The following is a 23,748-nucleotide window of genomic DNA, read 5'->3' as shown; positions in this document are numbered from 1 at the left end:
TTTTTTCGTTACAATAAGCCTAAAATATACATATAACTTTGCTTGAAGGAGCACAACGTGTCGCGATTTTCTGCCGTAACCGACAATCCCCACGACGGGCGTTTTAATCAAAAAACGGGAATACTGCTTACTAACTTAGGGAGCCCAGACGCCCCAACAGCCGCGGCACTGCGTATCTACTTACGCGAGTTTTTATCTGACCCACGCATAGTAGAAATACCACGCATTGTTTGGATGATCATATTACATGGCATTATTTTAAGAGTACGTCCAAAACGTTCAGCAAAGTTATACAAAAGTATTTGGACAGAAAACGGGTCGCCTCTCACTCACATTACGCGCCAGCAAAGCGAAAAGCTCAACACATTGTTAAAGCAAAAAGGCTACACAAACACCGAAGTTGTTATGGCCATGCGTTATGGCAACCCTTCAATAGAAGCTGGCCTTGAAGAGCTAAGAGACAAAGGCCTTACACGCATAATTATCATGCCAATGTATCCTCAGTATTCAAGCCCTACAACAGGGTCTACATTTGACGCTGTATCAAGCGTGCTACGCAAATGGCGCTGGGTGCCTGAGCTTCACTTTATAAACGGTTACCACAAAAACACCACTTACATTGAATCATTAGCTAATAGCATAAGCGAAGATCTAGCAGCCAACGGGATGCCGCAAAAAATTGTTTTTTCGTACCACGGTATGCCAAAACTATTTTTAGACAATGGCGACCCGTACCATTGCCTGTGCTTACAAACAACGCGACTTGTTGTTGAAAAGCTTGGCCTTGATAAAGACAATGTCATTAGCACTTTCCAAAGCCGATTTGGTAAAGCAGAGTGGTTAAAGCCCTACACAGATGCAACGCTAGAAAGCCTGCCAGCCGAAGGCATTAAAGATGTGGCAATCATAAGCCCTGCTTTTAGCGCCGACTGCCTTGAAACACTAGAAGAGTTAGAAGGCGAAAACCGCGAAATATTTGAAGAAGCTGGCGGCGAAAAATACCGCTACATCCCAGCTTTAAACGACAGAGACGACCACATTGAAGCCATATTTGATGTGTTAAAACCAATGTTGTAATCAACTCAATATAAAAAAGGCGTTAATATTAACGCCTTTTTTTATGCCCATTATTCACAAAGAGGGTAAGAGACGCTGCGCTTTTAGAGTTAGTGAAAAGCCCATCATTTGCAATGCCATGGCTGAATTTACCTGTAGACGCGCAGCTTGCTGGTGTTTAAAAGCAACGCTTTTACGGGGTATAAAGTAATTAACTCACCACCGAGAAGTGAAGGTGAAGATCAGGAGAAGTGACCAAACCAATATTTTTTTAACTCTGTATAGCGCAAAGCGCCTCGGTGTGCTCTGTGGTAATATTTATTTTTAAATAACAAGAAGCTGCCGCTTCTAACGTGAGCAAGCTCTACGTCTACAAAAATAAACTAAAACACCGCTTGTCACTTTAGCTGCTCATTTACTCCTCATTCACTCCTCTTTGTGCATTACAGTTTTATAAGCCATTATTTCTAAATTTACTGGTAGATACCATCTCTCATTTTAAGCTTCAAGGCCGTATTTAACTTTCTTGGAGCTTAAACGCTTCCTGGTTTTTTATTACACCAAAACATATATGAATTAGCTTTCGCATATTTGCACACACAGCTTGCATCGGTGTTTTACCATTGTTTATTAACGTTAACTTGTGTCTCTTTATTGTTTTATTCCATTGCCCTGCAACAATGGCCGCCATATAAAGTTTGCATCGAATTCTGGCTGGCCCAAGTTTACTGATTGATGTTCGCCCTTTTAATTTACCCGATTCATTATGCCGTGGAATTAATCCACAATAAGCGGCAGCTTCTTTGGCTTTATTAAATTTTTTAGCCGCAAACAAATACGTTAGCTCTCTCGATAATACGGGCCCAATACCAGGGATAGACTCAAGTAGTTTCCTGTTTCTTTTTAAATCAGGTTCATTATCTATGTGGTTATCAATGTCAGATTTAAGCTGTTTAATTTCATCGTCTAAAAACGCGATAGTCACTTTTATCGATTGGCAAACACGCGCGGAAACGTTGCTGAATTCACTTGCTTCTAATCGGTTAGCCTCTCGTTGTCGGTTACTCTCAAGCGCATCTAAACGACGAATAAGGGCTTTAAGCTCTCTAATTGCTAATGCTTCAGGTTGCCAATAATTAACGACTGCGTGCTTAGCACAGCCATAATGAGCAAGCATCGTTGCATCAGATTTGTCTGTTTTGTGAATTATGTTTAAAGCGTCTGCATACTTTTTAGCTTTACTGGGATTCGCTAAAATAATATTAAAGCCTTGCTCGTGTAAAAAATACATCAGCGCTTCATGATAAACACCCGTTGGTTCGAGGGTGATAACGAGCTCACTAGCAGCGCTTTTAGTTGTATTTAAAAGCCATTTTTCTATTGTTACAAAGTCTTGGCGCTTGTTTTTAAAGACTTTAGTTTTAATTTTATTTGTAAGTTGGTCTCTCAACCACGATAAATCAATCTTCTCTTTACTAATATCAATGCCGATAAACATCATCTCTACTTACTCCCCTTGTACATACAGCATCTACTTAAATAAAAGTGTGCTTGGATACCATTCAGTTTCTGAGAATAGAAAATCAGGGCCTTATCTACGGAGCAGTATTAAATACTAGACGCACAGGCAAGCTCACTGACTTCGATGTGATAAATGATAGCTAATCATTTATCAATGAGAGATACAAGACGCGCAGCTTGCTGGCGTTTAAAAGCAACGCTTTTACGGGGTATAAAGTAATTAACTCACCACCGAGAAGTAAAGGAGAAGATCAGGAGAAGTGACCAAACCAATATTTTTTTAACTCTGTGTAGCGCAAAGCACCTCGGTGCGCTCTGTGGTCATATTTATTATTAAATAACAAGAAGCTGCCGCTTCTAACGTGAGCAAGCTCTACGTCTACAAAAATAAACTAAAACACCGCTTGTCACTTTAGCTGCTCATTTACTCCTCATTCACTTCTCTTTGTGCATTACAGTTTTATAAGCTCATTATTTCTAAATTTACTGGTAGACGCGCAGCTTGCTGGCGTTTAAAAGCAACGCTTTTACGGGGTATAAAGTAATTAACTCACCACCGAGAAGTGAAGGCCAGAAGAAGTGACCAAACCAATATTTTTTTAACTCTGTGTAGCGCAAAAGCGCCTCGGTGTGCTCTGTGGTCATATTTATTATTAAATAACAAGAAGCTGCCGCTTCTAACGTGAGCAAGCTCTACGTCTACAAAAACAAACTAAACATTGGTATTGCCCTGATCATTCACTTCTCTTTGTGCATTACGATATTAAAAGCCCATTATTCACAAAGAGGTCAAGAGACGCTGCGCTTTTAAGTAACCCACCGTCATTAACCCTTACGAGTGATCATTACTGTACATACGCCCGCTATAATTCCCCAAAAAGCAGATCCTACTGAAAACATCGTTAAATCAGACGCCGTAACCAAAAACGTCACTATTGCAGCCTCGGTATATTGCGAACCCGTTAACGCTTGCTGCAAACTATTTGCAATAGTGCCAAACAAAGCGATACCCGCTAACGCCAAAATAAGTGCCTGCGGCAAACTTGCCACCAAACCGACTAAAGTTGCAGCACACAACGCCATTAAAATGTAAAACACACCGCCTGCAATACTTGCCCAATAGCGTTTATCCGGGTTTTTATCAGCCTCATCACTCATACAAATAGCCGCCGTAATCGCAGCTAAATTAATTGAATACGCCCCAAACGGCGCACAAAGTACATTTACCAGCCCCGTCACATTAAGTGATGCCGAAATAGGCGCTTTATAATTATGCGCCTTTAACACAGCAATACCTGGCAAGTTTTGAGAGGTCATTGTCACAATATATAAAGGCAAACCAATGCTTATACAGGCTTGTAAATTAAACGAAGGCGCAATATAGGTAAAGTGACTCATTTTCCACTGCAATGCGCTTGTATCTACATGGCCAAATTGCCACGCTAATAACACCCCCACAATCAGCACGCTTAGCATGGCAAAGCGCGCAAAAAAGCGCTTACCAACAAAATAAACCAATACCATTAACCCTATAACTAAGGGCATATCATTCATAAAATTAAATACATCAATACCAAAAGTAACCAGCACGCCCGCTAACATGGCACAGGCAAGTTCGCTGGGTATTCGGTTCATTATTTTTTCAAACCAACCCGTTATACCCGACAAAAACACCAACAACGCGGCAAACATAAATGCTCCAACCGCCTCGTTTAGGTTATATCCCTGTGCGCTTGATATAAGCAAAGCAGCCCCGGTGGTCGACCATGCAATTAAAACAGGAACTTTGTAATAGTAAGATAAACCAATTGAGGTTGCTCCCATTACTAAACCTAGCATTAAAATCCAGCTCGCAACTAAATCAGGCGTCCCCCCTAGGGTGATCACAACCTGATAAATTAATGCAATGGAACTTGCAAAACCAATAATCACGGCCACTAATCCAGCGGTTGCTCGGTTAAGTAATTGATCTGAAAACGCCATATATCCCTCTTGCATTTATTTTTATGCACACAACATACGTTGCTCATTTTTACAATGCAATTAACTATTAGTGTAAGAATCGTGAATTATTTTCATTTTTATTTTAAAAAGTTTTGAGCCTTTAAATTATTGCACTTTAAAAAACAAACAAGTACCTATAAAAGCGCCACAGACCGCATAAAACCTACAAAAAGCAATACCTAAAATGTACTAAAAACAAGCTAACTATTACTTTACAACAACTTAAAAAATCAAAAAACAATACATTAATACTATAAAACCAAACTTGATCTAATCACTCACTTAGTATAAAACGTAACAAATAGTTAACCAAAAACACCAAAAGAGAAACAAATGAAGCGTTTAATCATTGCTGCCATTGCTACTGCGGTACTCGCATTTGCCATTTACAAAGGAGTAATTGAGACCAAAAAAGCCGAGGAGCCTACTGCTCCAATAGCGATCGATTTTGTTCCTATTGATCTGCAAAAAACACGCACAACCAAAGCGCCAGCGCCTATTGATATGAGTAAAGACCCTATAAAAACCACGCCAAAAATAGAACAAACAGCCCCATTTGAAAGCTTTGACGCGGTAAACCGCTTATCAGATCGTGCCAAAGCAGTTCTTACCAATGCCAAAGTACTGCCTACCGACCTTAATAACGAAGCGTACATAGAGTTTGATTTAGCCACTTTACAAGCACTAAAAACAGGCGAAAACTTTGATTTAGCTATTCCACAAACAACCGAAACTTATACAGCCGAAGTCACTAACGTTATTGAGTCGGCCAATGGTGACAAAAGCATTTTTGGAAAAGTACTTGGCGTTGACGGACGTATGCACAACACGGTACTTACCGTTGGGAAAGACGCTATATACGGTCAATTTACCGCGCCTTCTGGAAACTATGTATTTGAAAGCAAAGGCCAATACGGCTGGATAGCCGCTAAACGCGATTTATATAAAAGCCATATTGAGCACGACGTAAGTGCCCCACAACCAAAAACCGATAACACTGGCGATATGTTTGCGCCTAAAACCGACGGCTAATCACTTATTCCGCCCGCTTAATTAAGTGCTATCGCGGATTGCTATTACCTAATTTTTTATATTAAGCCCCATTAAATGGCTGCTTAAGCGTGCTCGTTATGCTTAAGCAAAATTTAATAATAACTATATTAACCACTACAAGAGTAAGGAAATACAACAATGAAGAATGTAATCATCAAAACAGCAGTAGCAGCTGCATTGTGCGCTGCAAGCACAGCTCAAGCAGAAACAATCGATATTGGTATTTTATATACCGACCAATCGGCTGCAGCAACCAGCAATATTAATACAAAAATTAACCAGCTTATTGCGTTTAGTAATCAAGTTTACAGCCAAAATGGCGTAGACATTACGCTGCGTTTAGTGGGCTCGCAAAACTTAGGCGACTACGCAATTACTCCATCTGAAGATTGGCTTAATGCAGTAACAAACAGCAGCTACGTAGATAACCTACGCACAGGCTGGAAAGCCGACATGGTAGCAGTGCTAGGTATGGGTCAAAGTGCAGGTGCTGGCTTAATTTCATGTGGTTTAGCATGGGTTGGGCAAGGTACAAACGGCAACCTTTACAGCTCTATGAGCGATCGTATGTACTCAATTACAGCGATTGATTGTGGCGCAAGCACATTTGTACACGAGCTAGGCCATAACCAAGGCTTAGCGCATTCACGTAAACAAGGTGATACATCGGGTGGTGTTTACACTGACGGCATGGGCCACGGTGTACAAAACGAGTTTGCAAGTATCATGGCGTACCCACAAGTATTTGGTAGCGCAACACAGTACGATTACTTCTCTAACCCAAATTGGAGCGTAAACGGTATTCCTTACGGTATTACAAACCAGGCATACGCAATTCGCACTGTAACGGCTACAAAAACAAGTATTGCTAACTTTAAATAAATGAGCACAAAAAAGCGGGCATATGTAATGCCCGCTTACGTTATTTTGTTAGCCCAATCTGTTTAATTAAGTGATCTATTTTGCGGATTAGCCTTAGTCCCTTTGGAGCGCGTTATGCGCTCTTTTTAATGCACAACAACCTTTTGCTTAATAGCCGGCATTAACGTTTTACCATCGCCATCTACTTTATTTAATAGCTTTAAGCCCATTACTTTTGCAAGCACCGGGTAAATGTCGAGGTTATTTACTTTTTTAAGGCTTACACCTTGTTTAAATGCAGGCCCAGTTGCAATAAACGTGGCTGCCATGTCGTCTGTGTAAGCGTAACCGTGTGTGCCAACATACGTCGATTTACCCTTACTTGTAAATACAGCAGGCGCGTTAGTTTGCACTATAATATCGCCCACTCGGCTCCCTTTATTATAATGATACCCAGCCAACTGCTCATCAGTTAACACTGTATAACGGCCATTTGCCGCCTCGCTTAAACGCGCTTTGTAATTGGCTATGTCGGCTACGCTGGTTTCGGGTTTTGCATATATTAGTAAACGCGGCCCCGTATTTTTAACTATAAAACCATCATCACTAGGTAAGGTGTTTAACAAAATGCTTTTATCAGGATCAACAACCGCCATACCATGGTCCGACACAATCACTAAGTTCACATCTTGTTCTAATTTATTTAAACGCGCGTGTAACTGCCCCATTAACGTATCGAGCTGTTTAACTGCATCACGTGTTTGTGGTGCATCGGGGCCAAATTCGTGCCCCATGCTATCGACTAACGAAAAATAACTCGCAACAAACCGAGGGCGCTGCGCTTTAGGTAAGCTCAACCACTGAATAATTTGATCTACCCGGCCTTGGTACTCACTATGCTTAGAGTAATGATAAAAATAGTCGGGAGTCATACCATTAAAACGCGCATCAGACTCAGGCCAAAAATACGCCGCCGACTTAAGCCCCTGCATTTTAGCTAAGTTCCACAGCGGAATGCCTTTTACCCACGTACTGTCGCCTAATGCTTTACCCATGCTGTAACATTCGTTATTACGCGCTTTGTCACAAAATTTGTTATCAACAATGCCGTGATTCACTGGCAATAACCCAGTCACAATAGAAATATGATTAGGAAACGTTTTTGTGGGGTAAACCGGTATTAACTTTTGTGCCCTTACGCCTTTATCGGCCATAGCTTTTAAATTAGGTGCACCGTGTTTTTCAATGTAGTCCCACCTAAAACCGTCAATCGACACAAGTACTACCGTTTGCTCTTTTGCTGCAAACGCCGTATGGCTGGTTAACACCAAAAGTGCCCACATCATCGCCTTTACAAATCCATACTTCATTACAAATACTCGCCTACATTAAAATACGTTAAATACTGAAAAATATAACTTTATAATACAATTGCCAGGCCTTAAATGATACAAGCACCTGTACCTAACTCCTCTAGGTGTATATATTAGCTAGTAAGTATTAAAAACGAATGACAACGCGCATTTACCTCGCCAGTCATCGCCACAAAACAAGGACACCGATGACCATCGACTTTAGTAAAAAAATAACCCCCGCGCGTATGTACCGAACCACCTCTAATTTACAAATGGCGCTCGAAAGCGACCGTGGCCGCATAATGAATAGCGCCGCTATTCGTCGCTTGCAACAAAAAACACAAGTATTTCCGCTTGAGCGAAACGCCGCTGTGCGTTCAAGGTTAACCCACTCACTTGAAGTACAACAAGTTGGCCGATTTATTGTACAACGTATTTTTGCCAACCTAAGCTTTGAGCAACAAAAAGATTATGGCTTAACCGATCTAGAACGCCCACTCGAAAGCCTAGTAGAAATGGCTTGCCTAATGCACGACATTGGCAACCCACCTTTTGGCCACTTTGGCGAAGCCGCAATAAACCACTGGTTTAATAATAATTTAGCCAGTGTAACTCCCGAGCGATGCCGCGAGCCAAACACTGGCATAGGCGTTATTTTTAAGCACCTAGCGCAAGACATTTGCAACTTTGAAGGCAACGCCCAAGGCATTCGTATTATTCATTCGTTGCAAACCCTTAACCTAACCTACAGCCAAAGTGCAGGTATTTTAAAATACACCCGCCCAGCAGGGCTTGATGTAAAAGACATACCCCAAAATAAAAACTACTTAATGAAAAAAGTAGGCTACTACTACAGTGAAAAAGCCTTTATTGAAGCATTACAAAACGAGTTAACCATAGAGCCATACTGTCGCCACCCTGCCAGTTACATAATGGAAGCCGCCGACGATATATCGTACTGCCTAGCCGACATAGAAGACGCCGTAGAAAAAGGCATAATAACCATTGAACTACTGTGCACCGTGCTTAAAAATCACTATCAAAAAGTACTTATAAACCTAACCATTGACGACACCGAACACCAAGACTTTGTTAGCAAAGCGGTAAACTACGCACTAGAGCGTGGCAAAGCACAACCGTATAATTTTAATAGCGAATTTTTTATATACCTGCGTGTAGCCCTGCTGCACCCGCTAGTTAACCATGCCGCAAAACGCTTTATAGAAAACATAGAACCCATTTATCACGGCGACTTTAACCATGCCCTACTAGAAGACCGAAGCCACTTGCACGCCGTAACACAAACGCTTAAACAAGTTGCCCAAGCGCATGTGTTTTCAGATAAAGAAGTAGAAAAGCTTGAGCTACAAGGCTACAGAATCATTAACGGCCTACTCGACAGCTACAAACCACTACTGCAATTAACAAGCGACGACTTTAAACGCGCACTAAATGGCGACAAACGCCTACTAATAGAATCAAGGCTTGTTAAAAAGCTCTCTAAAAAGCACTTAAACAGCTACCAACATGCCATAGACGCCATGCAAGAAGAGCCCGACCACTTTGCAGCCTACGAATTTTATTACCGATGCCGGTTAATTCAAGATTACATTAGCGGCATGACCGACCAATTTGCCTACGACGAATACCGCAGCCTCATGGTAATAAGCTAATAAAATAGCGCTCACTCAGCGCCATTTATTAACTGCCTGGCTAAGCTTTAATATAAAAGCAAATAAGCTTAGCCATATTCGCCCGCCATTAAGCGTAATACTCCCCTAGATAATTTTTAATTTTACGCTTAAAATCAACTTATTAATGTTTAAACGCTAACCGCCCTTATGACCACTTTATTCACACGTCTGACGCTTTGTTTTGCCTTATTTTATAGTGTAAATAGCGCTGCTTATAACGAAGCAATGTGCATACTTATAAAGCAAGAAGTACAGCAATACAGTAATAACAAAACAAGCGAAAAATACCGTAAAGCGGCGCGTGACTACAAAAAACATTGCAACAAGCCTAAGCAAGTACTTACTCAGCCTAAACCAGTAGTAAAAGAGCCAGAGCCAAGCGTAATAGTAACCCAACCACAACCAAACAATGTGCAGCCTGCTCCGGTTATTGAGCCCACCAACCAAACCACCGATGGGTTAATTGACGAAAAAACACTAAACTTAACCGATGAGCAAAAACAGCAAATTAGCGACATGATTGACGCTAACGCAAGTGAAGTAACCATTAATGTAGAGCCTACACAAGCTACACCTACTGAAAAAAACGAGCCTAACAACACAGCTGATAACCAAACGCTAGCAGAGCCAATAACAACTCAAAAACGTGAACAAGCTTCAGCACAAGTGCTTGAGGAAGAATCAAAAAAAGTACAAGAGCCAGCGCAAAGCCAAGTAACAGAGCAAGCGACACCGGTTAAACAACCCTCAGAGCCATCAGTAGTACCGGTGATAAAACCAGCGCCAGTGATTGCCCCGCAACCAGCGCGCGAGCAACCTAGCTCGTTATTATTACCAAGTTTTGTATTAGTACTGGTTGTACTTATTGGCGCAATGGTGATCATTCGTTTGCGCCGCGCAAAACAAACCAATGCCAGCGCAGCCGTTACAGCGGTTAGTACGCAAACACAAAATACACAAAGCGCCAAAAAACAAACAGCTAATGTAACCTCAGAGCAACAGCAACCAAAAACTACACACAAAACACCGGCACCCAGTGAGCAATCGGCTACAGAAACAGCCCAGCCAAAAGCCCCTACTAACAACGCAGTTACTAATGACAAACCACGCGAAGAAAAACCACAACCTAATACCGCCGAATTTGAAGCCGCAGCTAAAACTACGTTAGAGCGTATTAAAAACGCCAGCAGCTTTAACGAACCGCAAGTACGCGACTTTGATCCAGATGCAAAACCTGAAAAAAAACAGCGCAAGCACAGCCCAGTAAAACCAGAGCCAACACCAGCAGAGCCTGTTGAAAAAACTGAACAACCAGCAGAGCAAACACCTGAGCCGCTACCAAAAAGTACACCTGCTAAATTAGATAAACCCGAGCCAGAAGCGCCTGCATTTAAAACTGAACACGACTTTAAAGAGCCCGAAGTACGCACGTTCGATCCTAATGCACCACTACCAGGAAAAAAGAAAAAACCACGTAAAACAGAGCCAACACAAACTGAGCCGGAGCCACCAGCGCCACAAAACACCCTTGAAAAAATCCAACCAGAGCCAAAAGCATTTGAAACAAAAGCCGAACTTAAAACCCCTGCAGCTGAGCCTAAAAAAGCAGATACCAACAACCCATTTGCCAACCTATCACTTGATGCAAGTTGGGACCCAAACTCAGCCGAAAAACCCAAAATAGAAGAAAAACAACGCGCCCCTAAATCACAAGCACTAATAGACGCAGAAGAACGCGCTAAAAAGCTACAAACAAAAGAGTAGCAACCTCACTCACTCCTCTTTGTGCATTAAAGACCTAAAATCCATTATTCACAAAGAGGTTAAGAGACGCTGCGCTTTTAGAAAAGTGATCAAGTGACTCGTTATTAAAACCAATAACTTAAATGGCTTGGCTTCTCATTTACTCCTCATTCACTCCTCTTTGTGCATTACAGTTTTATAAGCTCATTCTTTCTAAATTTACTGGTAGACGCGCAGCTTGCTGGCGTTTAAAAGCAGCACTTTTACGGGGGTTAATAAAATGATTGTGTTACCACAGAGAAGTGAAGGAGAAGATCAGAAAAAGTGACCAACCCAATATTTTTTAACTCTGTGTAGCGCGAAGCGCCTCGGTGTACTCTGTGGTGATATTTATTTTTTAGCAAGAAGCTGCGCTTCTAACGTGAGTAAGCTCTACGTCTACAAAACCAAGCTAAAAATAGCCCTATTCACTTTGCCTCCTCATTCGCTTCTCTTTGTGCATTAAAACCCTTAAAAACCATTATTCACAAAGAGGGTAAGAGACGCTGCGCTTTTAGAGTAGTAATTAAGTGACTCGTTATTAAAACCAATAACTTAAATCAAGTAGCTTTGCTCTTCTCATTTACTCCTCATTCACTCCTCTTTGTGCATTACAGTTTTATAAGCTCATTATTTCTAAATTTACTGGTAGATACCATCTCTCATTTTAAGCTTCAAGGCCGTATTTAACTTTCTTGGAGCTTAAACGCTTCCTGGTTTTTTATTACACCAAAACATATATGAATTAGCTTTCGCATATTTGCACACACAGCTTGCATCGGTGTTTTACCATTGTTTATTAACGTTAACTTGTGTCTCTTTATTGTTTTATTCCATTGCCCTGCAACAATGGCCGCCATATAAAGTTTGCATCGAATTCTGGCTGGCCCAAGTTTACTGATTGATGTTCGCCCTTTTAATTTACCCGATTCATTATGCCGTGGAATTAATCCACAATAAGCGGCAGCTTCTTTGGCTTTATTAAATTTTTTAGCCGCAAACAAATACGTTAGCTCTCTCGATAATACGGGCCCAATACCAGGGATAGACTCAAGTAGTTTCCTGTTTCTTTTTAAATCAGGTTCATTATCTATGTGGTTATCAATGTCAGATTTAAGCTGTTTAATTTCATCGTCTAAAAACGCGATAGTCACTTTTATCGATTGGCAAACACGCGCGGAAACGTTGCTGAATTCACTTGCTTCTAATCGGTTAGCCTCTCGTTGTCGGTTACTCTCAAGCGCATCTAAACGACGAATAAGGGCTTTAAGCTCTCTAATTGCTAATGCTTCAGGTTGCCAATAATTAACGACTGCGTGCTTAGCACAGCCATAATGAGCAAGCATCGTTGCATCAGATTTGTCTGTTTTGTGAATTATGTTTAAAGCGTCTGCATACTTTTTAGCTTTACTGGGATTCGCTAAAATAATATTAAAGCCTTGCTCGTGTAAAAAATACATCAGCGCTTCATGATAAACACCCGTTGGTTCGAGGGTGATAACGAGCTCACTAGCAGCGCTTTTAGTTGTATTTAAAAGCCATTTTTCTATTGTTACAAAGTCTTGGCGCTTGTTTTTAAAGACTTTAGTTTTAATTTTATTTGTAAGTTGGTCTCTCAACCACGATAAATCAATCTTCTCTTTACTAATATCAATGCCGATAAACATCATCTCTACTTACTCCCCTTGTACATACAGCATCTACTTAAATAAAAGTGTGCTTGGATACCATTCAGTTTCTGAGAATAGAAAATCAGGGCCTTATCTACGGAGCAGTATTAAATACTAGACGCACAGGCAAGCTCACTGACTTCGATGTGATAAATGATAGCTAATCATTTATCAATGAGAGATACAAGACGCGCAGCTTGCTGGCGTTTAAAAGCAACGCTTTTACGGGGGTCGAAAGGTGATTGTTTCAGCACCAAAAGTTAAGAAAAAAGATGCGGAGAAGTAACTAATATTACTAATTTTTTCTCTGTGTAGCGCGAAGCGCCTCGGTGTGCTCTGTGGTAATAAAAAGATCACTTAACACCATCACTTGGCTTCTCATTTACTCCTCATTCTCTTCTCTTTGCGCATTTAAGCCCTTAAAATCCATTTTTCACAAAGAGGTTTAGAGACGCTGCGCTTTTAGAGAAGTGATTAAGTGACTCGTGATTAAAAAACCAACAAATCAAATGGCTTGGCTTCTCATTTACTCCTCATTCGCTTCTCTTTGTGCATTAAAGCCCTAAAAGCAAAGCTTTTAATTTATGGACGAAAGTTTACCTTTCGCTTTAATTAAAGCATTCAGCACTACTCGTTTAACTTAAACACACCTATTTACCTCAATTAATGAGTCAAATAGCCATTTAATTGCCTCATTGAGCAACTGTGTAACGTGTACTGCGCCCACCGGCAGCTGTTTTTGTTATGAAACCTAATGTCTGTAAATCGGCTAAATGCCGTGTGGCAGTCGCACGACTGACTTTAGCTACCTTTTGATACTGACTGGCACTAATTCCGTGCTCAAATTGGCCATCGAGTAATTTATTAATTACTTTTACTTGTTGCTCACTTAGTTTTGTTTGCTCTTTACTTGCCCAGTAATTAGTTTTAAAAACTGTTTGCTCAATATTTTTAAGCGTATGGTGTATCGCATTATTAAGCGTATTTAAAAACCATTTAATCCACTGTGTTATACAAAGCCCGCCACGCTGCGTGGCTTCTAGCACCTCGTAGTAGCTTTTTCGATCGTCTAAAATAGCCACCGACATAGCATAAAACCGAATAGACTCTGCATACTTTTGTGCTAAAGCCAGGTCGGTTATAAGTCGTGTTATGCGCCCGTTACCATCTTCAAGCGGATGTATTGTTACAAACCACAAGTGTGCGATAGCAGCACGAATAAAAGGGTCTATTTGTGGATCGTTTTGCGTGTTGTTAAACCAATCAAAAAATACCGACAGCTCTTTGTTTACTAACTTTTTAGGTGGCGCTGTAAAATGTAATACCGGTTTATCTAAACGCCCTGATACCACCTGCATTGGCTCACCGCCACGCAACTGCCCGCCCTCAATATTAGTAAACAAGCTTTGCTCATCTGCAAATAATAAACGATGCCAGTTAAGCACCCTTTCTAAACCAAGCGCTGAATCTGTGTTAGTTATTGCATCAAGCATAATTTCTGCAAGATTGTCGCTTTGCACAGTTGTGGGATAAGGCTTCTCGTTAATATTGAGCTTTTTAGCGAGCGAAGAGCGAACCGAAAATGCATTAAGCTTTTCGCCCTCAATCGCACTAGAGTGAATAATATTTGCTAATAAAGTATCAAGAGCTTGCTGCTTTTGATGGGCACTTTGCACGCCCATACGGCCCACTAATAAGCCATGGTTATATGAAAGTTCACTTAGTAAGGGAGCAAGCGACGCATAATCCCACGTAAAGTTTGGCCAGTTTTGTTGTTGCCATATCCACATAGTCTTTAGCCCTTAAGTTAGTTAACTTCAGTCTATATGATTTAATTGCCTCATTCAATGAGGCGATTAATGGCATTAATTGCCTCATTGTTTTGCAAGCACCACCGCTTTTTAAATTATAGGCAACCGTAATTTAAATATTTGTAGATGCAATTTTACTTCGCGCTTTGACTACTCATTTACTCCTCATTCGCCTCTCTTTGTGCATTACAGCCCTAAAAGCCCATTATTCACAAAGAGGGTAAGAGACGCTGCGCTTTTAGAAAAGTGATTAAGTGACTCGTGATTAAAAAACCAATAAATCAAATGGCTTGGCTTCTCATTTACTCCTCATTCGCTTCCGGAGTTTTTCAAGTTAGTTGTCGCCTCAAGTTAAATTTTATGCCGCCCGCATTTCTTCTTTTTTCTCAGGGTTTAAATTTACTTCATTTATCATTGACCAGTCTCGTGACTTCCCTGACCAACGGCTTGGGTTATTCAATTTAGCTGCGTCGTTTACCTGCTGACGCTTAGCTAATATTTCTTTATCTAAACCTGAATGACGTTGGTTTGGCGTCACAAATTTTATACCACTGTGTAGGTGCTCATTATTGTACCAATCAACGAACCCACTTACCCATTCTCTTGCTGCGCTTATATCTTCAAATGGCTTTTCTGGGTATTCTGGGCGATACTTTAACGTTTTAAATAACGACTCAGAGTATGGATTGTCATTACTTACTGACGGTCGACTAAATGATGGCACAATCCCTAACTCCTGTAATGTTGCCAGTAATGTCGCGCCTTTCATTGGGCTGCCATTATCTGAGTGTAACGTAACTTGCTCGCGCTTTATTTGCTCCCGACTGCAAATATCCTTCATTAAATCTGCGGCTAATTCACTTAACTGTGAGTCGTAAACTTGCCAGCCAACAACCTTTCGACTAAAAATGTCCATCACTAAATATAAGTATAAAAATTGCCCTTTTACGCTCGTTGGTAAATAGGTGATATCCCAAGTGTAGACTTCATTTGCACGCACTGCTTTCAATACTCTTGGCTTTTTTATCGGCTTAGCTGGCTTTACTTTTTCTCTATGCGTTAATAAGTTATGTGCCTTCATGACACGATAAAACGAACTTTCAGACGCTATCCATATGCCCTTATCAAGCAGCTTAGGGACTATTTTACTGGCCGGTAAATGCCCATATTCGGCTGAATTAGCCGTATTAATAATGCGCTGCCGCTCTAACTCTGTGAGACGGTTAGGCGGCTGTTTTTTCGTACTCGTCCGTTTGTCAGTCATATCGTCTGCTTCAATCCACCGCTGAACGGTTCTTAGTGTCAGTCCAAGTAACTCACATGCCTTTTCTTTCCTTGCCCCTGAAGCCTGTGCGTTTGTGATAAGCGTTATTAATTCATGTCGCTCAGTCGCTGTTGTTAATCGTCCTCGTTGAAACCCCAAAGTGCATCCGCTTTTTTTTTGAGTACAAGTAGAGCGGCAGTTTCAGCTAAGGCCTTATCTTTGCGATTCAGTTCTTTTTGCAGTTGCTTTATTTCTTGCTTAAGCTGTTTACTGTCTGACTTTACTGTTTTATTTGAAGGTGGTGTTACTAAGTCTTTCTTCCATTGCTGAATATGATGCGGATAAAGCCCTATATTACGGCAGTATTCATTTATGGCGGCTTCATCTAAACTTCCACACTCAATTACTGCGTTGAGTCTTTCTTCTAAACTCCAGTCTTGTGGTCGTTTTTCTGCTGTCATTTGGCTACCCGTCTGGTGTATTTCAAGTTGATGCTTTTTTGCCAGTGCTATCCAACGTTGTAACGTTGAATAACCGACACCTAAGTCATCTGCAATATCTTCTAAGCGAACATCATCACATTGAGATAATGCTTTTTCAACAGCTTGAACTTTAAACTCTTGTGTAAATTGACGTTTCATTTTATTTGCCTCTGCTAAATGTTAGAGGCGACAACTATCCTGACACAGGGGGCTTCTCTTTGTGCATTAAAGCCCTAAAACCCCATTTTTCACAAAGAGGGTAAGAGACGCTGCGCTTTTAGAGTAGTAATTAAGTGACTCGTGATTAAAAAACCAATAAATCAAATGGCTTGGCTTCTCATTTACTCCTCATTCACTCCTCTTTGTGCATTACAGTTTTATAAGCTCATTCTTTCTAAATTTACTGGTAGACGCGCAGCTTGCTGGCGTTTAAAAGCAGCACTTTTACGGGGGTTAATAAAATGATTGTGTTACCACGGAGAAGTGAAGGAGAAGATCAGAAAAAGTGACCAACCCAATATTTTTTAACTCTGTGTAGCGCGAAGCGCCTCGGTGTACTCTGTGGTGATATTTATTTTTTAGCAAGAAGCTGGGCTTCTAACGTGAGCAAGCTCTACGTCTACAAAACCAAGCTAAAAATAGCCCTATTCACTTTGGCTCCTCATTCGCTTCTCTTTGTGCATTAAAGCCCTAAAACCCCATTATTCACAAAGAGGTTTAGAGACGCTCTGCTTTTAGAGAAGTGATCAAGTAGCTCAGCTCTTTTCATTTACTCCTCATTTTGTTCTCTTTGTGCATTACGCTTTTAAATAACTAACACACTTTAATAAACAGGAATAAACTCGCCCTCAACCTGCTGCGATGCCTTTAACCACACTAAATACGCCTGCTCGTAATCTATAAAATAGGTAGAAAGCGCATTTAAAATCACCTCATTCTCAAGCGTATTGCACGGGTTTTTAGCCTCAGCCTGCACAATCGCCTTTAACACCCTTCTGCCCTGCTTATGCTGAATAAAAAATGCCAACCAATTATTCGCATTTGCATATAAATCGCCACGGTAAGACTGCTGCTCCCACAACGCCTCTGAATCAATTAACGACCTAAACTCCATATACGTACGGCGTACACGGTAGGTAGGAATAGCAATAGTTCGGTTAGTTTTATAAATCAGCGTATTTTCAAAAACCTCAGCTATTCCCTCGTTTAACCAACTAGAGGTACTGCCAATTAAATTAAAATTAATAACATGCATAGCCTCGTGAATTGCTACGCGTAAACTACTTTGCGGATCTGCCTTATCAAACCTCACTAACGCCGTATTATTTTTACCAAAGTAAATCCCCGCATTGTTGCTTGGTAAAGCCCCAAAGCGCGACACATAATCGTCGTAATAATTATTAGGTAATACAACCAAGTTCATTAAAATGGGTTTGTTGGGGTATAAACCAAATAAGTTTTGATACTTTTCGTATGCTTCAAATAAACGAATACGCAGCGTTTTATGATAATCGCTATTTACATTAGGGGTAATTAATTTAACCGACGTATATGGCCCAATATCAAACGTTTCGCTAGTGAAATCGAGATTATCGTTTAATTGCGACAACTCACTTTGCGCGTATTCAAGTTCTTCTGGGTCGTGCACCAACTCGCAACTATTTTGTTGCACTGGAGCAGATTTTGGCTGGGCTTTAGCTTTATTGGCTACATTACCAACACGCTGGTTATTAACGGTTTCAGCGTTATAAATAGGCGTATAACGCTCACCACTTTGGGCTTCATGCGTGTCATTATTTACTACAATCACTGCGGTATTCGGTTTATAAAAAAAGTGTAAAATCAGCAGTATTACAGCTAACAACACTACATGACGTGTTTTTATTTTCATTAAATTAGCCCATCATAATAGTTAAACAACAATACTTAAAAAACAAAACTCACACTAGGGCTAACGGTAAAAATAACTAAAATGTCTTTGTTATTAAAAGTTATGCGCCTTAAACGGTGTTTTTAACCACTGGGCATAAACCTTACTTAAATTAGGAAACTGAGAGTGCAGCATGTTTTTTAACTGCTTGGGCTGCAATTTATTACAAGGGGACTCCTGCTCGGCTAGCATTATATTTTTAAGTAATATTCTCCCCTGCGATGAATCCATCAAAAAGTAAATTGTCGCCCAACTACTTGCGTATAATTTACTCGTATTGTTTTGTTTCCACGACTCTTCTGAACCTATTAACCTGCTAATATTAAAAACGCCCTTAGCGAGTTTATTATTTATTGTCCACGAGGTATTAGGCTCTACAATACCGGTTTGCATATGGTTTTTAGTAATTTCAAAGTACTCTGCAAACCCTTCATTTAACCACCTAGGCGTATAACCTAGTACAGCTTTATTAATCGCATGAACCGCTTCATGCACCGCTGTGCTCATTGCATTTTGAGTATTTCTATACTCTATAAACGCAGAGTTACTAGCATGAAAATACATCCCCACTGAATTTCTAGGGTCGCCACCGCGCTGCTTAATAGCCACCTCATAAGAGCCTCTAGTAGGCAAAACAGTCAAATTTAGCTTCACTTTTTTAAGTGCGTGCACACCAATTATTTGACCATAAACCTTAAAAACAGTATTAAGCTTTATGCGTAAAGCTTGGTTAAAAGACGACGGTAACTTAGGGGTATTTAAGGTTAAATCAAAGTAATCGAGCGGCGCTTTAAAACCTGAATCGTACGTTGCAACTGCAAAGTTAGGTTTTTCATCGGTAAAATGCACAACGCCTTGGCTATCTGTCCAAGTATAAATATCGCCATTGCGTTCATATTTAACTTCCCCTAAAGAGGTATCAACACACCGAGTAATATCAGCCTGCGGAAAATGAAAGTCAGTAGACGTTTTATTGCCCTGAACTTTAATAGCACTTTTATTTATTGCTGTTTTTGTTACCGATGGTTCTAAATTTTGTGTGCTTAAACTTTTATAAATGCGCTTAACTTCACCAATCGGATCGTAAAAATTAAATACACGCCCCGTCAAATGGTTAGCCACTAAACCACAAGCAATTACAAACACAAAAAACATAAACACAACACGCAACTTAGTTTTAAACATAATTACGGCTTCCCTTTCCACTGCGCTTCAAACAATGCTTTTTGTTTACCCCTATATTCACTGCACCAAACAAACTCTGATGTGTTCATTCCTTTTTTACGGCAGCGCTCAGGCAACTTATAAAATTTTGACCATGCATCTAGCTTTGCTTTATTACTGTAGCTATCGCTATATAAAGACATACTCGGCACTTTTTGATTCAGTAATGTACTGTTATTTGAAGTGTAAACCCGTGCAGGTTTAACGTATTGGCGTGTAGCTGCTTTTTTAGGTTTATCGCAATGATTAGCAAGCTGTTTAAATAAAAAAGTAAAGCGAGTTTTGAGTCTTTCACCTTCAGCGGCTTTGTAACCATGGCGCATTTTTGCGCGAATATGTTCACGCTCTTTTTTAATGCCATCGCAACGCGATTGCGAATAAGCATCGCCGGCAAAAACTTCAGCGGTTAATAAAGTAGTTAAGACTACCAACATCCATTTAATCATCACTTTTCCTTAACTTACAGTGCTTAAAATTTACTTTTATAAAGCAGAATATAAGTGATTGCTGTTAATTTATAAATACAATGATTAATAAATCTGTAGGCGCAAAGCTTGCTTGCGCGAAAAGCGCAGCTTTTAAATTGTATTTACTTATATCGCGTTGGCGATGGCAACCAAGGGGCGGATACCGCCGACCGCCCCTTGGAACCCCACGGCGCCCCGAGTATTTTGCAATTACCTCAAAGTCTAAATCGATATGAACGTCACTGCCGTGTATTCGCCGTCCATAGCGAAGTCACGGCTTCGATTGCTTCCATGCAATCAATTACTCATCAATTGAGTCTTTTCAGGCAAAATGACGGGGGAATTGTCTTAGCATTAGTCTTTAATTCAATAATGAGTTAATGCTTGTTTACAATGCACTTTTTAGTAAACTAACTACTCGCAAACAGGGAGTGGTTTTAATGCAGCAAATTGGTATTTACGAGCAGTTAATTACACAAGTAATTAAGCAAAACTTAAATCGTGATCAATTTTATGTGGGCGAGCGCCAGCTTGAAACGGCCGAAGCCGCAACATGGCTTTCGCGCTTTTTGGGTAAACTTGTTGAACATGCCATAAATGCTATTCCCAACTCTAAAGAGCGTTTGCAGGAGCAAATTAGCCTAGCTAATAGCCTTGTCCTTTGGCTTAAAGATCATATTCGCGATGACGAGCTAATCAACGAAAACCTTATCGACAGCCAAGGCCGAATACTTACCGCACTGTTTAATACCCAAAACCCGATTGCGGCCAACCTTAAAGATTACTCAAGCGATATATTTCCACTCACAGGGCTTACACAAAGTGAGTTATTTAGCGGTGCTAATGCAGGTATATCGCTCGAAACCGAGCTAAAGCGCGAGATTAAATCGTCCGACACTATTTACTGGCTTGTTTCATTTATAAAATGGACGGGGCTGCGCATATTTAAAAATGAGCTTGAAGCCTTTACTAAAAGCGGCAATAAACTCAAAGTAATTACCACCTCGTACATGGGTGCAACGGATGCGAAAGCGGTGGAGTTTTTAGCAAACCTACCAAACACTGAGGTAAAACTTAGTTACAACAACCAGCAAGAGCGCTTACACGCAAAGTCATACTTGTTTATGCGTAATACGGGTTTTCATACCGGTTATATTGGCTCGTCTAATTTATCGCATTCGGCTCTTACCAGCGGCCTAGAGTGGAACTTAAAAATTACCGCGCAAGAAATTCCACACATAATAGCTAAAACCAAAAGTACCTTTGAAACCTATTGGCAGTCGCCAGATTTCGAGCTATTTACTGGCAAAGCTGAATGTAAAGAAAAGCTCATAAATTCACTTAACGAGCAACGCGGTGTTGGGCAATCAAGCAGCCAGTTTTATTTTGATATAACACCAAAAACACACCAGCTCGCTATTTTAGAAAAACTAAGCGTTGAACGTGGCGTGCATAATCGTTTTAAAAACCTAGTGGTAGCCGCAACAGGCACGGGGAAAACCATTATATCGGCGTTCGACTTTAAAACCGTTTACGATAAAAAACCAAACGCACACTTTTTGTTTGTAGCCCACCGAGAAGAAATACTAAAACAAGCACAAAGCGCTTACCGTGGTGTGCTTAAAAATAACGACTTTGGTGAGCTGTGGGTGGGTAATTATAAGCCACAACGTTACAACCAATTATTTGCGTCAATCCAAACATTAAACAGCCAAATTGAATCGCTCAACTTAACAAGTGATTACTACGACTATATTGTAATAGATGAAGTGCATCACGTAAGCGCTGCAAGTTACCGCGCTATATTAAATCACTTTACGCCCACAATATTACTTGGCTTAACTGCCACACCAGAGCGACAAGATGGTGCCAATATACTCGATGACTTTTGCGGGGTAATAGCCGCCGAAATTCGCTTGCCAGAGGCAATCAATCAACGTCATTTATGCCCGTTTCAGTACTTTGGACTAGATGACAATACCGACCTAAGCCAAATAACATGGCGTGGTGGCCGTTACGATATAAGCGAGCTAAGTAACCTTTATACAGGGGAGAACAGCCGCGCTAACAAAATTATATCCAGCCTTGCTGATATAGTGACTAATGTTCACAACATTAAAGCCTTGGCATTTTGTGTAAGCCAAAAGCACGCAGAGTTTATGGCCTCTAAGTTTAACTTAGCAGGCATAAACGCCGATGTACTGACCAGCAAAAACACTAATGAGCGCGCGGCCAAACAACAAGCACTGCGACAAGGTGAAATACAAATATTGTGTGTGGTTGATATTTTTAACGAAGGTGTCGATATTCCTGAGGTCGATACACTTTTATTTTTACGCCCAACCGAGAGCCTAACGCTGTTTTTACAGCAACTCGGCCGTGGTCTGCGCCTGCCCGACAACAGCCAAAAGCAGTGCTGCACCGTACTCGACTTTGTTGGAAATGCTAATTCAGAATATGACTTTGCCAGTAAATTCCGCGCACTCATTGGTAAAAGTAACCAACCAATAAAAACCGAGATTGAAAACAACTTCCCACATTTACCACTAGGTTGCCGTATTGAGCTACAAAAGCGTACACAACAAACAATATTAAAAAGTATTAAGGACGCTATAAATACTAAAGATCGCTTAATAAAGCTTATAAATAGTTACTCTCAACATACAGGTAAAGAATTAACTCTAGGTAACTTTCTGCACATTTACCCTCAAGTAACTTTGGAAGATGTCTATAAACGTGGCGGATGGAGCTTACTAAATAATATAGATATACCTGATATTTACACTGCATATTACCGCGCTATAAACAATCAACTATTTGTTTGCAATTCAATTAGTTACTTATGCTTTTTACGTGATTTATGTAACAACGATTTTAGCTTTACGCCAACGCCACAAAACCAACAGTACGCGCTAATGGCGCATTACAATTTTTGGGATAACACAGGCACAAATTTAGGGTTTAAAACCCTTGAGCAAAGCTTACAAGCACTTAAACATAAAGAGCTACAGCAGGAACTTGCTCAAGTTATTGCGCTTTTAATAAACCGTATTCACCAGCAAGAAAGTGATTTAGTGTGTTTACCTAATCACGCAATCAAATTACACAGCCGCTACACACGTCAGCAAATACTCGCAGCTTTTGGCGCGCACTCGTTTGATAAAAAATCGACCGCCCGCGAAGGCGTTTTAGGATTTAAAAACCAAAATCTAGAGCTTTTATTTGTAACACTTAATAAGTGCGAAAAAACCTACTCGCCCACTACGCTATACCACGACTACGCAATCAGCCCCACCCTGTTCCACTGGCAAACGCAAAACAGCGCCCGTCCAGAACGCGGCCGAGGCCTTAGTTATATTCAGCACCAGCAAACAGGCAAAACCATCCTGTTATTTGTGCGCGAACAAGGCAAAGACGAAAACGGTCGAACTATGGGGTTTGTAAACTACGGCGAGGTTAAATACCAAAGCCACAACGGCAGCCAGCCGATGAACATAACGTGGGAGTTAACCAACCCCATGCCAAGTGAAATGTGGCATGAGGCAGGGAAATTGGCGGTTGGGTGAGCCGTCAT

Annotated in this window: 16 protein-coding genes; 6 read left to right on the top strand and 10 right to left on the bottom strand. The window is 40.7% G+C overall.

Going from position 1 to position 23,748, the window contains the following annotated elements:
- Positions 1-57 precede the first annotated feature (57 nt).
- Entirely contained in the window at positions 58-1,077 is a 1,020-nt protein-coding gene (hemH, locus tag MTP24_RS17085; RefSeq protein ID WP_243534424.1) for a ferrochelatase, read from the top strand.
- A 496-nt stretch (positions 1,078-1,573) separates the two neighbouring features.
- On the opposite strand, the gene MTP24_RS17080 is transcribed toward hemH, so the two are convergent.
- The 3 genes from MTP24_RS17080 to MTP24_RS17070 form a co-directional block, all read right to left on the bottom strand.
- Complete coding sequence (locus MTP24_RS17080; protein WP_243530847.1) at positions 1,574-2,557, bottom strand: IS110 family transposase; 984 nt, start codon at positions 2,555-2,557, stop codon at positions 1,574-1,576.
- Between the two features lie 503 nt (positions 2,558-3,060).
- Positions 3,061-3,222, bottom strand: coding sequence for a hypothetical protein (locus MTP24_RS17075; protein ID WP_243534422.1), 162 nt, complete (start codon positions 3,220-3,222; stop codon positions 3,061-3,063).
- A 180-nt stretch (positions 3,223-3,402) separates the two neighbouring features.
- The gene (locus tag MTP24_RS17070) at positions 3,403-4,560 is read right to left on the bottom strand and encodes a benzoate/H(+) symporter BenE family transporter (RefSeq protein WP_243534420.1); all 1,158 of its coding nucleotides are present in this window, start codon (positions 4,558-4,560) and stop codon (positions 3,403-3,405) included.
- Between the two features lie 354 nt (positions 4,561-4,914).
- On the opposite strand from MTP24_RS17070, the gene MTP24_RS17065 reads away from it, so the two are divergent.
- On the top strand, positions 4,915-5,613 hold the full coding sequence (locus tag MTP24_RS17065) for a hypothetical protein (protein ID WP_039037271.1): 699 nt from the start codon (positions 4,915-4,917) through the stop codon (positions 5,611-5,613).
- A gap of 159 nt (positions 5,614-5,772) precedes the next feature.
- A complete protein-coding gene (locus tag MTP24_RS17060; RefSeq protein WP_006793508.1) occupies positions 5,773-6,516 on the top strand; it encodes a reprolysin-like metallopeptidase in 744 nt (247 codons plus the stop codon).
- A gap of 125 nt (positions 6,517-6,641) precedes the next feature.
- Here the strand turns inward: MTP24_RS17060 and MTP24_RS17055 are convergent, their stop codons facing one another.
- The gene (locus tag MTP24_RS17055) at positions 6,642-7,865 is read right to left on the bottom strand and encodes an ectonucleotide pyrophosphatase/phosphodiesterase (RefSeq protein ID WP_243534417.1); all 1,224 of its coding nucleotides are present in this window, start codon (positions 7,863-7,865) and stop codon (positions 6,642-6,644) included.
- Positions 7,866-8,056: 191 nt separating this feature from the next.
- On the opposite strand from MTP24_RS17055, the gene dgt reads away from it, so the two are divergent.
- Entirely contained in the window at positions 8,057-9,523 is a 1,467-nt protein-coding gene (gene dgt / locus MTP24_RS17050) for a dGTPase (RefSeq protein WP_243534415.1), read from the top strand.
- Between the two features lie 168 nt (positions 9,524-9,691).
- A complete protein-coding gene (locus MTP24_RS17045; RefSeq protein ID WP_243534413.1) occupies positions 9,692-11,308 on the top strand; it encodes a cell surface protein in 1,617 nt (538 codons plus the stop codon).
- Positions 11,309-12,012: 704 nt separating this feature from the next.
- Here the strand turns inward: MTP24_RS17045 and MTP24_RS17040 are convergent.
- From MTP24_RS17040 to MTP24_RS17015, 6 genes are all read right to left on the bottom strand, one after another.
- Complete coding sequence (locus tag MTP24_RS17040) at positions 12,013-12,996, bottom strand: IS110 family transposase (protein ID WP_243530847.1); 984 nt, start codon at positions 12,994-12,996, stop codon at positions 12,013-12,015.
- 692 nt (positions 12,997-13,688) lie between these two features.
- Positions 13,689-14,786, bottom strand: a complete 1,098-nt coding sequence (locus MTP24_RS17035) for a Fic family protein (RefSeq protein ID WP_243534411.1) — start codon at positions 14,784-14,786, stop codon at positions 13,689-13,691.
- Positions 14,787-15,165: 379 nt separating this feature from the next.
- A protein-coding gene (locus MTP24_RS17030) for an IS3 family transposase (protein WP_086007399.1) occupies positions 15,166-16,712 on the bottom strand; the annotation gives its coding sequence in 2 pieces (ribosomal slippage) (positions 15,166-16,232 and positions 16,232-16,712; 1,548 coding nt in all).
- Between the two features lie 664 nt (positions 16,713-17,376).
- Complete coding sequence (locus tag MTP24_RS17025) at positions 17,377-18,444, bottom strand: hypothetical protein (RefSeq protein ID WP_243534409.1); 1,068 nt, start codon at positions 18,442-18,444, stop codon at positions 17,377-17,379.
- 93 nt (positions 18,445-18,537) lie between these two features.
- Positions 18,538-19,668: a DUF1570 domain-containing protein gene (locus MTP24_RS17020; protein WP_243534407.1), complete on the bottom strand. Its 1,131-nt coding sequence runs from the start codon at positions 19,666-19,668 to the stop codon at positions 18,538-18,540.
- A 2-nt stretch (positions 19,669-19,670) separates the two neighbouring features.
- Entirely contained in the window at positions 19,671-20,153 is a 483-nt protein-coding gene (locus tag MTP24_RS17015) for a hypothetical protein (RefSeq protein WP_243534406.1), read from the bottom strand.
- Positions 20,154-20,614: 461 nt separating this feature from the next.
- Between MTP24_RS17015 and MTP24_RS17010 the strand changes: the two genes are divergently transcribed.
- Complete coding sequence (locus MTP24_RS17010; RefSeq protein WP_243534404.1) at positions 20,615-23,740, top strand: DEAD/DEAH box helicase; 3,126 nt, start codon at positions 20,615-20,617, stop codon at positions 23,738-23,740.
- Positions 23,741-23,748: the final 8 nt, after the last annotated feature.

Origin of the sequence: Pseudoalteromonas sp. APM04, assembly GCF_022809815.1 — a bacterium.
Classification (GTDB): Bacteria; Pseudomonadota; Gammaproteobacteria; order Enterobacterales; family Alteromonadaceae; genus Pseudoalteromonas; species Pseudoalteromonas marina.
The sequence above is the reverse complement of the archived record's forward strand: the minus strand, read 5'-3'. Positions and strand labels throughout refer to the sequence as shown.